Below are 12066 nucleotides of genomic sequence, written 5' to 3' on the forward strand. Positions count from 1 at the left end.
GAGGCCATTAGCGGCTGATCAAGCCAGGGCGCCGACCACACCGGCGTCCGGCTGCCCGACAACTCAGAGCACCTGGACCTTCATGCCAACCTCCAGGTGCCCGTCGCCATCGGCGGCCAGGTTTTGCCCAAACAATATGTCCCCTTCCTTTTCCCGGAACGTCCGAAGCGTGGTCATGGGCTCGCGGTCAGGGCTGCGCTGCCCCGTGGCAGGGTCGATGGTGGTGAAAATGCAGCGCACGCTTGGCTTCAAAACACGGAACTCCACCGTACCGATGCGAATGCGCTTCCAGCCATCCTCTGCGAAAGCCTCGGCCCCCTGCACCACCAGGTTTGGCCTGAACCGCAGCATGTCCATGGGCCGGCCGACACGGCGATCGAGCTCATCGAGCGACGCCTGGCCAATGAGCAGCAACGGGAAACCGTCGGGAAAGGCGGCACGGTCCCGGTCGGTGCCATAGCCATTGGGCAGATACCTGGCCCGCTGCTGCGGGCAATACACCAACCTCACCGCTTTGCCTAGCCAGCCACTGAGCCAAGCGGCGGCCTCATCACCGGCATCCGGCATACGAAAGGTGTCGCGCCATAAGGTCACCCCTCGCAGCGGGGCATCGTCGGCCGGGGACACCACCTTCAGCGGCACTTGCCCAGGCGCCCGCAGCAACAGTACTCCGCCTGTCTCGACTGCCTCGAGCTGCCCGAGCTGGGGCCAGACGCGCTGGGTCAGAAAGCGCCCGTTCTGTTCCTCGACCAGCATCCAACGGCGGTCTCCTTCAAGCCCAAGCACACCAACGGGAGAGACCTGCAGGCCTTGCGCCCGCCCCGACTTGACCGGATACCGGTAGAGCTCACTGAGAAACATCCCTGCTGCCTCATAAATCGCCAAACCGCCAGCTTATACCCAGCAGGGCGCGCAATCACGCGTTGGTGGTGTCCAGCAACAGGCGCTGCTTGACCACATCGACCAGCCGATCAGGCTGGAACTTGGACAGGAAATTGTCGCAACCCACTTTCTTGACCATGGATTCGTTGAAGCTGCCGGACAGCGACGTATGCAGCACCACGTACAGTTTGCGCAGGCGCGCATCCTCGCGGATTTCGGTCGTCAGGCGATAACCGTCCATTTCCGGCATTTCGGCATCCGTGAAGATCATCAATAGCTTTTCGCACATGTCCTCCCCGGCATCGGCCCACGCCTTGAGCATGCGCAAGGCTTTGAGGCCGTCGCTGGCAACGTGCAGTTTCATCCCCAACTGCGAGAGCGTGTCGCGCAACTGGGCCAGGGCCACACTGGAATCGTCCACCAGCAGCACCTCGCGACCACGCGCCCTCGCCAGTACCGGATCGGCCAATTTCTCACCCGAAACGCGGGCGTTGTAAGGCACGATTTCGGCAAGCACCTTTTCCACATCGATCACCTCCACCAGCTTGTCGTCCACCTTGGTGATGGCAGTCAGGTAATGCTGACGGCCGGCACTGGTCGGTGGCGGCATGATGGATTCCCAATTGAGGTTGACGATGCGGTCGACCCCGCCCACCAGAAACGCCTGCACCGAGCGGTTGTATTCGGTGACGATGATGGTGCTGTCGGGGCCTGGCTGAATGGGGCGCATGCCGATCGCCTGGGACAGGTCGATTACCGGGAGTGTCTGGCCTCGCAGGTTCACCACACCGCAGACGAACGCGTGACGTTGCGGCATCAGTGTCAGCTTGGGCAGTTGTAACACCTCCTGCACCTTGAAGACGTTGATCGCGAAAAGCTGACGCCCAGCCAGCCGGAACATCAGGATTTCCAGCCGGTTCTCCCCTACCAGTTGTGTGCGTTGGTCTACTGTGTCGAGAATGCCAGCCATTGGTAAGCCCCCAGGCTCATGTCGAAAATGTGCGCGATTGTGTGTATATCGGCAGCCGGAGTAGCATCTTGACCCCAAGAAACGCCACACCCTTGCCTAATTTGATATCACTTTAACAGCATGCTTAACTGGTTTCCTAATTCCACTCGCACACGCTGAAAAGTTCCGTTTTTTTCTTGCCTATCAGGGAAACCCCTAGTGGCAATCAGGTACAACCTGATGTTCGCTCTATCCTTTAGCCATTAATGTGACGCCATTCTCACTGCATGAATGGAGTCAGGCTTTGCTAGCTATCGTAACGGCGTGCCCGTCTCTACCGCCTGTCCTGCCCATGGAGACACCATGATGGACAGTGCCTTACCCTTCTGCGAGGCGCTTAGGGGTTTTCGCGAGAGGGCCCAGAAGCGCCTCAACAGAGCAGAGGACTGCTTGCAGCATCTTGAGCTCATCGAAAATGACCCTGATGCCTGCAGGTGCCTGGACGCCGCGTTAAGCGACTTGGCACACGACGCACAGCGTTTGGGGCTGCTTGAAGTAGCCCACTTCACGACCTCCGTTCAGCAGATACTGGCCCCCTGTTGCCAAGGCGCGTGCCTGCATCGCGCAACGCTGCGCATTACGGCTGCGTGCCTGAGGCTCCTGGCCTGGCAGCTCGAGCTGCTGGACACGCACACGGGGCGGCTGGACCTGGACGCTGGAGAACAATTTGTGTTGCTCGGCGAACTGGCCAATGCAGCTCGACCTTCTCTGGCATTAGCCTGCGTCACAGATGAAGGCGCAGCGCATGACTGTCAGCAGCCCGATCTCAGCGACAAGCCGTAGGGCAAATTGCCATCGCGCAGTTGCATGCCAGAAGTGCAACTTTGATGAAACTGAAAGTTGTAGCTTCGATTTACAAAGTTGTAGGAAATAGCCTCAACCAAGCAAGTCCGTCGATGCTACGTACTAGTTCACCACAAATAAGCTTTGCCTTGAGGAAGTCGTATTCGGCGGCGACCGCAGGAATTCGAGGTGGTAGTATGCCCCACCGAAACGCTTCAACTTGACGCAAGGTTGAATGAACACGTGGTCGAAAAACATCGAAAGTACGGCGCAAAAGCCTCTGAGCAGTAATGTGCAAGGCCTCCATCAGCAATACTTCAGTGGCTCCCCTACCTATGTTCCCACGCTTGATGACCTCTTTTCGTTGCAGCGCCCCGTACACCAGTCTGTGCTGGGCCACGGCAGGCATCAGCGTGGTCTCCTGCCTCGCCTGCCTGGCGTTACACCTGGCCGAGCGACCTGTGCCCATCGGCCTGGTGTTGCTGCAACTGACCGCTGCCTTGGTCGCTGCCGTGCAACTGCGTAGGGAGGCGCGCTCGATCAGCTTGCGCCCTGCGGAACTCGCCGAGCGCCTGCTAAAAGTGCAAGAAGAGGAGCGCCAGCACCTGAGCAGGGAGCTTCATGACGACATCGGCCAACTGCTGACCGCTGCGAAATTGCAGTTGCAATGGCTGCAGCGACGAATGCCCGGGGATGTGCAGGGGCATTGCGATGCCTTGCATGCCACGCTGGACGATACGTTGAGCGCTGTGCGCGACGTTTCTGCCCTGCTCAACCCCCGTCAGTTGGCAAGCCTTGGCCTTGAGGCCAGCCTGCGCGCGCACTTGCTGCGCACTTTGGATGGCAGCGGCGTGCAGTGGAGCCTGTCTTGCAAGCAACGCCTTGGGGGCATTGGCGAAAATGTCGCAATGGCAGTGTTTCGCATCACCCAGGAGGCGGTGACCAATATGTTGCGTCACGCCGGAGCGCGCAACCTTGTCATCCACCTGCAGCGTACCGAGCTGGGCCTGGCTTTATCGATCGAGGACGATGGCTGCGGCTTCAAGCCTGCCAGGCACCCGCACCTTGCCAGTCAGCGTGGGCTGGCTGGCATGCTGGAGCGGGTCACTGCCCTGAACGGCAGCCTGCAGATCACCAGCGATGTTGGCCAGGGCACCCGGATCGAGGCCGTCTTCCCTTGGCCGCCCCGCAGCCGGCAACGCGCGGACCGAGTGGATACCCATGAACTGTAGATTGTTGCTTGTGGATGACCATTCGTTGATCAGAGCGGGCGTCCGCGCCCTGGTCAGTGACATACCCGGGTACGAGGTAATCGGCGAGGCCGACGATGGCGGGCAGTTGCTGGATCAGGCGCGAACCTTGATGCCTGACATCATCCTGCTGGACCTCTCCATGCGATCAACCAGCGGGCTGGACGCCCTCACCCAGCTCAATGCCAGCGGCAGCGCCTGCAAAGTGCTGATCCTCTCCATGCACACCGACCCTGAGCTGATCATGCGCGCCCTCGAGGGCGGTGCCCATGGGTATCTGCTCAAGGACACCAGCGCATCGGAGCTTGAGCAAGCGCTGCGCGCTGTGCGCAACGGGGAGCGCTACCTGAGCCCAGCCATTGCCCACACCGTCATCAATCAGGCTTTACGTCATACCAGGCCAGCCAGACGCCCGGCATGCGAGCGACACAACCTGACAGCCCGGCAGCTGGAGATTCTGCGCCTGATCGTGCGCGGCAAGTCTACCCGCGAAATCGCCAATGGATTGGGCTTGTCGATCAAGACGGTCGAAACCCATCGTTCGCAAGTGATGAAACGCTTGCAGATTCACGACGTCGCCGGACTGGTACTGTTTGCCGTGCGCGAGAAGATCATCAGCCTCGATGACTGAGCAATGGGCACCCTTGCGGCAGGTGCAGGCGCAAGGCCTTGGGACGCGCCTCGAAACGTAAGCTGTCCGCCTTGAGCGGTTCGCCGTCGAGGTTGATATCCAGGCCCTGTTGACTGTTGATCTCCACCCACGGCAATCGCGTCCGGATGAACAGGCCATCGCCTGCCAGCAAATCGCGTAATGCACCGACCACTTCCTGCGGCTTGGGCAGGATCGCAACATCCAGCAACCCGTCATTGACCACCGCATCCGGACAAAGCTCCTGCCCTCCCCCGGCTTGGCGACCGTTGCCAATCCCCAGCGCCAGCAGCTCCCCTTGCCAATGGAAGTCAGGGCCTTTCAACTCGACCGAGGCAGCCTCCAGTTCGCTGAAGCGTGACAAGCCGGTGAACACATAGGCGGCGGCACCCATCAACTTCTTCAGGTCTTCGGATGTGCTGGCTGTGACCTGGCTACCAAAGCCGCCGGTCGCCATGTTCAGGAACAGCTGCTCGCCCACTTGCCCAAGATCGACTTCCTGGGCCGGCTCATTGAGCAGCGCCAGCGCCTGGGCAGGCTCAAGCGCAATACCGGCCGCCTTGGCGAAGTCGTTGGCGGTTCCAAGCGGCAGCAAGACGAGGCTGGCTTCGGTGCCCGCGAGCCCCATGGCTTCGGCCACGTCCCGCAAGGTGCCATCACCACCGCCGGCGACGATGTGGCTGTATCCAGCGGCAAGTGCCTCCTTGACCAAGCGCTGGGCATCACCGCCCTCCCAGGTCACACGCACGTCCAATGCCCAGCCAGTGTCGCGCAGGTCGTGCACGGCGGTACGTACGTCTTCGTTCATGGCTTGCTTGCCGTGCAGAATCAGCATTGCCTTGCGCGCTTGCATGTGGGTGTCTCCATAATTGACCATTTGCATCTTGACGCTCAGCCGTTACTAATTGTTGCACGGCCGTTCAAATATTGCGGCGCAGGGCTCGCGCACTGCAGCGAGCCTGCGCCACTGGCGCGCGTCAACCGAGGATGTCGCTGAAGGGGATGAAGGGTACAAGGTCACCCTTGCTGGGCGTAGTGCCCTCCTGCACCTCGACCAACCCATCGGCCCACACCGCGCTGCGCAACACGCCGGAGCTCTGGTTAGGGTACAGGCATACCCTGCCCTGCTCGATGCGCGCCCGCAGGTACTCACGCCGTGACCCGGCTTTGGGCCAATCGAAACCGGCGGGTAGGCACACGCGCAGGGGGGTGACATCGATCACGCCCTGGCGGCGCAACAAGTAGGGGCGCGTCAGCAGGCCGAACGTGACCAGTGTAGAGGCCGGATTACCGGGCAGGCCGATCACTGGCACGCCCTGGAAGTGACCGAAGGTCAACGGTTTGCCGGGTTTGATCGCCAGTTTCCACAAAGCCAGCTCACCGGCCTCGCGCAGGGCCGCGCCCAGATAATCGGCCTCGCCCACCGATACGCCCCCTGTCGAGAGGATCAGGTCCACGCCTTGCAACTGAGCCAGACTCGCGCGGGTCCGAGCCAGGTCATCAGGCAGGATACCGGCGTCGGTGACGTCGCATCCCAGGCGCTGCAACCAACTGACCAGCAAGCGACGGTTGCTGTTGTAGATTTGCCCAGGCCCCAACGGCAGCCCTGGCTCGACCAGCTCATCCCCGGTCGACAGCACCGCCACCCGCACCTTGCGTACCACATCGAGCTGTCCATAACCCAGGGTGGCGGCCAAGCCCAACTCGATTGGCCCAAGACGCGTACCGGCGTCGAGCACCTGCTCGCCCTTGCGGGTTTCCTGACCTTGAGGACGAATGTTCTGCAGCGCCTTGAGGGGGTGCAAAAACGCCACATGGCCATTGGCGTGAACCTGGGTGTTTTCCTGCATTTCCACGCAGTCGGCGCCTTCGGGAACCGGTGCACCCGTGAAGATCCGCGCACAGGTGCCAGGCTGCAGTGGCTCAGGTGCGTGCCCGGCGAAGATTCTCTGACTGACGGGCAGCGGCGCCCCCTGCCAGTCGGACCGGCGCAGCGCATAGCCGTCCATTGCGCTATTGGGCCAGGGCGGCAGGTCGAGCGAAGCCACTAGGGCAGTGGCCAGCACACGGCCGTGTGCCTCGGCAAGCGGCACGTGCTCGGTCTCGCGAATCGGCGCGGCATCGGCCAAAGCCAGCAATTGCTCAAGGGCCTGCTCCACCGGCATCAGTGGCCTGGGCTGCACGGCCTCAGCCACGGCTTTCACAGGCCGCCGCCTGCTTCAGATGGGCGACGAAGTTGCAGGGACGGTGCCGTGCATCGAGCTGTTCGGCAAGGATACCGTCCCAACCGGTGCGCACCGCATTGGTCGAGCCAGGCAGGCAACACACCAGGGTACCGTTGGCCAGCCCTGCCAGTGCCCGCGATTGCACAGTCGAGGTACCGATATCCGCCACGGAGATCTGTCTGAACAGCTCGCCAAAGCCGTCGACCTGCTTGTCGAGCAGGCAAGTGACCGCCTCGGGCGTACTGTCACGTCCGGTAAAACCGGTACCGCCGGTGATGAGCACCACCTGCACGCTGTCGTCGGCGATCCAGGTCGCGACCTGGGCGCGGATTTTGTAGAGATCATCCTTGAGCAGCACGCGCTGGGCGAGCCGGTGGCCTGCCGCTGTCAGCCGGTCAACGAAGACCTGGCCCGACGAATCGTTATCGAATGTGCGCGTGTCGCTGACCGTGAGCACTGCGATGTTGAGGGGAACGAACGGGGTGTCTGCCGAGGCTTTCATAGGTATCCGTCACTGGTAATGGCAATGACGGCAGTTATATCACAGGGCACTCCCGCCGGCGTGCGGGAGCGCTGCCTGCACTGGATTGCGTCAAGCGAATGCCGTTATGCTGCACGCGCAAGGAACTTGCACTAACGTCCCGCGTCTTAACAGTCATCTTGCACCATCGCACTGGAGAAACACGATGATCAAACGGACCCTTCCCGCCTTCATGCTCGCCCTGGGCCTGGCTGCCCTGGCCGGCTGCTCGACCCCAACCGTCATCACCTTGAACGACGGTCGCGAAATCCAGGCGGTGGACAAGCCGTCCTATGATGAAGATTCCGGCTTCTACGAGTTCGAGCAGCTCGATGGCAAGCGCATGCGTCTGAATAAAGACCAGATTCGCACCGTCAAAGAACTCTGATAGCCCATCCGACCTGGCCAAAGCTTCGTTCTTTTACAAGGACTTGCGGGCGAATTTCGGATGCAGTAGGATTTTGTTCATCGGAGTGTAGCGCAGCCAGGTAGCGCGTCTCGTTCGGGACGAGAAGGCCGCAGGTTCGAATCCTGTCTCTCCGACCAAATCCTTTTGAAAACCCGCCTTGTGCGGGTTTTTTGTTACTCACGGTTCAGGCTCGTACCTGCAACCTGCATCAGTCGGCTAGCCCTTCAGGCTGACGTGAATTGCAGCGCCGCCAGCCGTGCATACAAAGGGCTGGTTTCTATCAGCTCACTGTGGGTACCAATGGCCACCACTTTGCCCTGGTCGACCACGGCAATGCGGTCGGCGTGCTGTACCGTGGCCAGACGGTGCGCAATCACCACTGTCGTCCGCCCTGCCATCAGGCGCGGCAAAGCTTGCTGGATCAGGTGCTCACTGTGAGCGTCGAGCGCGCTGGTCGCCTCGTCAAGCAGCAGGATCGGCGCATCCACCAGCAACGCACGGGCGATCGCCAACCGTTGGCGCTGCCCACCCGATAAACCCACCCCGCCCTCCCCCAGGCGAGTCTGGTAGCCCTCTGGCAACTGGCGTATGAACGAGTCGGCATGGGCTGCGCGCGCTGCAGCTTCGATGTCGGCCAGGCAAGCGTCAGGGCGTCCATAGCTAATGTTGTCCGCCACTGTCCCCCGAAACAGTGCCGGTTGCTGTGCGACCAGTGCAAACTGCTGGCGAAGGTGGTCGGGGTCGAGCTGGTCGATGGGTTGATCATCGAGCAGAATCTGCCCGTGCTGGGGGTCATAGAAGCGCAGAAGCAAGTCGAACAGGGTGGATTTACCTGCACCGGAAGGGCCGACCAATGCAAGCGTCTGGCCTGCCTGGATGACCAGGCTCAGGTCATCGATAGCCTTGTGCTCGGGTCGCGACGGATAGGCAAACACCACGTGCTGAAACGCCAGGCAGCCCCGTGCACGGCCTCCCGCCAGCTGCCGCCCACTGGACGGGGCCAGAATCTGGCTTTGCGCTGCCAGTAATTCGGCTATACGCTCTGCTGCCCCAGCAGCGCGCTGGAGCTCGCCAATCACTTCGCTGAGTGTGCCGAACGCACTGCCCACCACCAGGCTGTAGAACACGAACGCCGCCAACTCACCCCCCGACATGCGCCCGGCGATGACGTCCATGCCGCCGACCCACAGCATGGTGCCGATAGCGCCCAGTACCAGCACGATCACCACGGTGATCAGCCAGGCCCGCTGCGCGATGCGCTGGCGGGCCACTGTAAATGCCGACTCCACCGTATCGGCGAACAGTGCCCGGTCATGGGCTTGATGGGTATAGGCCTGCACGGTCTTGATCTGGCCCAGGGTCTCGGCCACGTAGCTACCCACGTCTGCCACCCGGTCCTGGCTCTGGCGTGAGAGGCTGCGCACACGGCGACCGAACAGCAGGATCGGGGCCAGCACCACCGGCAATGCCACGACCACGATGCTGGTCAGCTTGGGGTTGGTGATGAACAGCAAGGCCACACCGCCCACCACCATGAGCGCATTACGCAGGAACATGGAGAGGGAAGAGCCAATCACCGATTGCAGCAACGTGGTGTCGGCCGTCAACCGAGACTGAATTTCCGAGCTGCGGTTGTCTTCGAAAAAACCAGGGTGAAGCTCGAGCAGATGGTCGAAAACAGCGCGACGAATGTCCGCCACGCACCGCTCACCTATCCAGGAGACGAGGTAGAACCGGCTGAAGGTCCCTGCCGCCAGGGCCAACACCAGCAGCAGGAAGAGCCCAAGTGTCTGGTTGAGCTGATGGACAGAACCGGTCATGAACCCCTGATCCACCAGCAGGCGGATGCCCTGCCCCATGGACAAGGTAATGCCGGCGGTCACCACCAGTGCCAGCAAGGCCATCACCAGGCGCCGCCAATACGGACGAACAAAATGCCAGCCAAGGCGCAAAGCGCGGCTAGGGCGCGGAGTTGTAGAGGCCATGGATCTGCTCACGAAGGCGGAACGTGCAGCCTACCATTCATGCCGCAGAACGGAACTGTCCGGTGCTGCTATAGCCTATTGTTCTAACCGCGCTCTGGCACTTTTTCGCCATCTCTGGTGGACTAAGGCCCTGCCCCAGGTTGCGCCGCACCCGCGTCGACGATCTGCCAGGCGCAAGGTTGACCCCAGTCGTCATTTGAAGAGGAGACCCTGCATGAGCTTGCACCATGACCGCGAACACCACACGCCCCGTCACGCACCGTCGCCCCAGGCAAGCGGCGCCCTGATCGACGCCCAAGGGCGGGAGGTGCCGATCACCGAGCAAATGATCCAGCAGGCCTGCAAGGCCCTGGAAGAAAGCCGGGTCGAGCGCTCGCAGAAAAACTGATCACCCTATTCCTGACCCGGCGCTCGCGCCGGGTTTTTTATGCATGCTGCTCTGCCCTGGGGCTGCATCCGAGCGTCAGACCCTCTTGGCTCCCAGGGCGCTAATCAGCCGCGCGAGCTCGGGCGAGCTCCCACGGATGCGCACGGACAGTCCTTCGATCTCACGGCGCGGCGGATAATGTTTGCGCAACGCGTCGAAAGCGGCACGTTGATGCTGCACGTCTTCGCTCAGGCTACGGCGGAAATCGGCATCATCGCGGCGCGGATCGTAGACGGCGCGGCACAGCATCGCCAGTGCCCATTGCAGATCGACCTCGGCATCCAATTCAATCTGCGCCACGGGTGGACGCGGTAACAGGTCGGCAAGCTGAATGACCTCATTCACGCCCAGATGTTGACACAGCGCGCGGTAGATCTGGGCGGTGCCACGCTGACGGCCATCGAGGCTATAGCCGGCGATGTGGGGGGTGGCAACGGTACACAGGTCTGCCAACTGCAAGTCGACCTGGGGCTCGCCTTCCCACACGTCCAGCACCGCGTGCAGGTCATCGCGCTGCTGCAGGAGCGCTCGTAACGCGCCATTGTCCACCACCGCCCCTCGACTGGCGTTGATGAGCCAGGCGCCGGGGCGCAGTTTCGCCAGTTCCGCAGGGCCTAACAGGTGCCAGGTCGGGTACTGGCCACCGCGTTCGAGGGGCGTGTGCAGGCTGATGACGTCGCAGGCTTGCAGGAGCGTATCGAGTTCGACGTAATCACCGCCTTCAGCGGCCTGGCGCAGTGGATCGCAGACCATCACCTTCCACCCCAAGGCGCGCAGCACGCTCACCAACCGCCCGCCTACTTGGCCTGCACCCACCACACCGTAGACGCGCTCGGGCAGCGATGCACCCTCAAGGTCAGCGAGGGTCAGCAGGCTACCCAGCACATAGTCCACCACACCCCGGGCGTTGCAACCGGGGGCACTGCTCCAGCGGATACCCACTTGGTCGAAGTAGTCGAGGTCAAGGTGATCGGTGCCGATGGTGCAGGTGCCAACGAACTGCACGCGACTGCCTTCGAGCAGGTGCCGATCGACCTTGGTCACGGAGCGGACCAGCAGGATGTCGGCCTCCCGGACGCTAGCGGCGTCGAGGCTACGCCCAGGATAGCGACGAATCTCGCCAAACCCTTGGAAGAAGGCATCGAGCAAAGGGATGTTTTCGTCGGCAACTATCAGCATGGCGCTCTCCTGTCTGGGGAACGCAGTGTAGGCTCAACGCCGAGCGTGTTCCAGAGCGGCTCAGTCGGCTTTCTTGCGGATCCAGTAGAGGAAGGTGCCGGCGTCTTCCTGTTGTTCCAGCAGTTGGTGGCCCAGGAAGTTACAGAACTTGGGGATGTCGCGTCGGGTCGAGGGGTCGGTGGCGATGACTTTCAACAGTCCGCCGGCGGCGAGGTCACGCACGTGTTGGTGCAGCATCATCACCGGCTCCGGGCAGTTGAGGCCGGTGGCGTCGAGGGTGGCATCGGGGGTGAGGTCGGTCATGAAGGGCTCCGCAAATGATGGGTATTGTGGCGCATTCTAGGGACGCGGGCCAAGTGGGGCTGTCGGGGCACCCGCCGGTTCAGGGGCGCCTGACCGGGCTTGAGGGGGGCGCGGTGGCCTCAAGCGTTCAGCTTCGCACCTGATATTGCCAGGGCCGCTGCGCGCCCCATCGCGGCACGAGGCCGCTCCCACGCAGGATTCGTTGGCTTTGGAGTACGGTGCAAGGCGGACACCCCATGCATAATGGGACAGTTGCCGAAGTTTATAAGATGCATGTTGTATGGCATTACCCGTTCACTCAACTCCTTCTTTTGATAGATCACGGCCCTGACATTACAGCTCATGATATCGGCGAGAATGAAATGCTCGATGCGTGTTGCTGTTGCTGTTGCTGTTGCTGTTGCTGTTGCTGTTGCTGTTGCTGTTGCTGTTGCTGTTGCTGTTG

14 protein-coding genes and 1 tRNA gene are annotated in these 12066 nt (G+C 61.8%); 6 read left to right on the forward strand and 9 right to left on the reverse strand.

The window, feature by feature from the left end:
• Window positions 1-63: 63 nt before the first annotated feature.
• Both CRP40_RS17610 and CRP40_RS17615 read right to left on the reverse strand, forming a co-directional pair.
• Window positions 64-861 (reverse strand): MOSC domain-containing protein, encoded by a 798-nt coding sequence (locus CRP40_RS17610; RefSeq protein WP_027915096.1) that lies wholly within the window; start codon window positions 859-861, stop codon window positions 64-66.
• A gap of 55 nt (window positions 862-916) precedes the next feature.
• Window positions 917-1852: a chemotaxis protein CheV gene (locus CRP40_RS17615; protein ID WP_027915097.1), complete on the reverse strand. Its 936-nt coding sequence runs from the start codon at window positions 1850-1852 to the stop codon at window positions 917-919.
• Between the two features lie 342 nt (window positions 1853-2194).
• On the opposite strand from CRP40_RS17615, the gene CRP40_RS17620 reads away from it, so the two are divergent.
• The 3 genes from CRP40_RS17620 (at window position 2195) to CRP40_RS17630 (ending at window position 4555) form a co-directional block, all read left to right on the forward strand.
• On the forward strand, window positions 2195-2674 hold the full coding sequence (locus CRP40_RS17620; RefSeq protein ID WP_097223522.1) for a histidine kinase: 480 nt from the start codon (window positions 2195-2197) through the stop codon (window positions 2672-2674).
• Window positions 2675-3009: 335 nt separating this feature from the next.
• Window positions 3010-3906 carry a sensor histidine kinase gene (locus tag CRP40_RS17625; RefSeq protein ID WP_027915098.1) on the forward strand — a complete coding sequence of 299 codons (897 nt, stop codon included), beginning with the start codon at window positions 3010-3012 and terminating at the stop codon, window positions 3904-3906.
• The gene (locus CRP40_RS17630; protein ID WP_027915099.1) at window positions 3896-4555 is read left to right on the forward strand and encodes a response regulator transcription factor; all 660 of its coding nucleotides are present in this window, start codon (window positions 3896-3898) and stop codon (window positions 4553-4555) included. The genes CRP40_RS17625 and CRP40_RS17630 overlap by 11 nt, the downstream gene beginning before the upstream one ends.
• Here the strand turns inward: CRP40_RS17630 and yegS are convergent.
• The 3 genes from yegS to moaB all read right to left on the reverse strand — a co-directional run bounded on the left by yegS (window position 4539) and on the right by moaB (window position 7300).
• Window positions 4539-5426, reverse strand: a complete 888-nt coding sequence (yegS, locus tag CRP40_RS17635; protein WP_027915100.1) for a lipid kinase YegS — start codon at window positions 5424-5426, stop codon at window positions 4539-4541. The genes CRP40_RS17630 and yegS overlap by 17 nt on opposite strands.
• A gap of 124 nt (window positions 5427-5550) precedes the next feature.
• Entirely contained in the window at window positions 5551-6777 is a 1227-nt protein-coding gene (gene glp, locus CRP40_RS17640; protein ID WP_050587328.1) for a gephyrin-like molybdotransferase Glp, read from the reverse strand.
• Entirely contained in the window at window positions 6761-7300 is a 540-nt protein-coding gene (gene moaB / locus CRP40_RS17645) for a molybdenum cofactor biosynthesis protein B (protein WP_023534262.1), read from the reverse strand. The genes glp and moaB overlap by 17 nt, the downstream gene beginning before the upstream one ends.
• A 184-nt stretch (window positions 7301-7484) precedes the next feature.
• Here moaB and CRP40_RS17650 point away from each other — a divergent pair, with 184 nt between their 5' ends.
• Both CRP40_RS17650 and CRP40_RS17655 read left to right on the forward strand, forming a co-directional pair.
• The gene (locus CRP40_RS17650) at window positions 7485-7706 is read left to right on the forward strand and encodes a YgdI/YgdR family lipoprotein (protein WP_023534255.1); all 222 of its coding nucleotides are present in this window, start codon (window positions 7485-7487) and stop codon (window positions 7704-7706) included.
• A gap of 81 nt (window positions 7707-7787) precedes the next feature.
• Window positions 7788-7864 (forward strand) — tRNA-Pro (locus CRP40_RS17655).
• Window positions 7865-7951: 87 nt separating this feature from the next.
• Here CRP40_RS17655 and CRP40_RS17660 read toward each other — a convergent pair.
• Window positions 7952-9712, reverse strand: a complete 1761-nt coding sequence (locus tag CRP40_RS17660) for an ABC transporter transmembrane domain-containing protein (protein ID WP_033695066.1) — start codon at window positions 9710-9712, stop codon at window positions 7952-7954.
• A gap of 214 nt (window positions 9713-9926) precedes the next feature.
• Here CRP40_RS17660 and CRP40_RS22035 point away from each other — a divergent pair, with 214 nt between their 5' ends.
• On the forward strand, window positions 9927-10100 hold the full coding sequence (locus tag CRP40_RS22035; protein WP_165919263.1) for a PA1571 family protein: 174 nt from the start codon (window positions 9927-9929) through the stop codon (window positions 10098-10100).
• Between the two features lie 75 nt (window positions 10101-10175).
• On the opposite strand, the gene pdxB is transcribed toward CRP40_RS22035, so the two are convergent.
• The 3 genes from pdxB to CRP40_RS22040 form a co-directional block, all read right to left on the reverse strand.
• A complete protein-coding gene (gene pdxB / locus CRP40_RS17665; protein WP_027915103.1) occupies window positions 10176-11318 on the reverse strand; it encodes a 4-phosphoerythronate dehydrogenase PdxB in 1143 nt (380 codons plus the stop codon).
• Between the two features lie 60 nt (window positions 11319-11378).
• Window positions 11379-11621 carry a sulfurtransferase TusA gene (gene tusA, locus CRP40_RS17670; protein ID WP_023534172.1) on the reverse strand — a complete coding sequence of 81 codons (243 nt, stop codon included), beginning with the start codon at window positions 11619-11621 and terminating at the stop codon, window positions 11379-11381.
• A gap of 119 nt (window positions 11622-11740) precedes the next feature.
• The coding region (locus CRP40_RS22040) for a hypothetical protein (protein ID WP_176505845.1) at window positions 11741-12066 on the reverse strand (326 nt) is incomplete at its 5' end.

This window comes from Pseudomonas sp. URMO17WK12:I9, assembly GCF_900230165.1.
Taxonomy (GTDB): domain Bacteria; phylum Pseudomonadota; class Gammaproteobacteria; order Pseudomonadales; family Pseudomonadaceae; genus Aquipseudomonas; species Aquipseudomonas fulva.

What these genes read in the sequence shown, in the direction of transcription:
- CRP40_RS17615 (WP_027915097.1), bottom strand. Translation starts at nt 1,852, where the DNA reads ATGGCTGGCATTCTCGACACAGTAGACCAACGCACACAACTGGTAGGG.
- CRP40_RS17610 (WP_027915096.1), bottom strand. Translation starts at nt 861, where the DNA reads ATGTTTCTCAGTGAGCTCTACCGGTATCCGGTCAAGTCGGGGCGGGCG.
- CRP40_RS17625 (WP_027915098.1), top strand. Translation starts at nt 3,010, where the DNA reads ATGTTCCCACGCTTGATGACCTCTTTTCGTTGCAGCGCCCCGTACACC.
- moaB (WP_023534262.1), bottom strand. Translation starts at nt 7,300, where the DNA reads ATGAAAGCCTCGGCAGACACCCCGTTCGTTCCCCTCAACATCGCAGTG.
- CRP40_RS17650 (WP_023534255.1), top strand. Translation starts at nt 7,485, where the DNA reads ATGATCAAACGGACCCTTCCCGCCTTCATGCTCGCCCTGGGCCTGGCT.
- tusA (WP_023534172.1), bottom strand. Translation starts at nt 11,621, where the DNA reads ATGACCGACCTCACCCCCGATGCCACCCTCGACGCCACCGGCCTCAAC.
- CRP40_RS22035 (WP_165919263.1), top strand. Translation starts at nt 9,927, where the DNA reads ATGAGCTTGCACCATGACCGCGAACACCACACGCCCCGTCACGCACCG.
- pdxB (WP_027915103.1), bottom strand. Translation starts at nt 11,318, where the DNA reads ATGCTGATAGTTGCCGACGAAAACATCCCTTTGCTCGATGCCTTCTTC.
- CRP40_RS17620 (WP_097223522.1), top strand. Translation starts at nt 2,195, where the DNA reads ATGATGGACAGTGCCTTACCCTTCTGCGAGGCGCTTAGGGGTTTTCGC.
- CRP40_RS17660 (WP_033695066.1), bottom strand. Translation starts at nt 9,712, where the DNA reads ATGGCCTCTACAACTCCGCGCCCTAGCCGCGCTTTGCGCCTTGGCTGG.
- CRP40_RS17630 (WP_027915099.1), top strand. Translation starts at nt 3,896, where the DNA reads ATGAACTGTAGATTGTTGCTTGTGGATGACCATTCGTTGATCAGAGCG.
- yegS (WP_027915100.1), bottom strand. Translation starts at nt 5,426, where the DNA reads ATGCAAGCGCGCAAGGCAATGCTGATTCTGCACGGCAAGCAAGCCATG.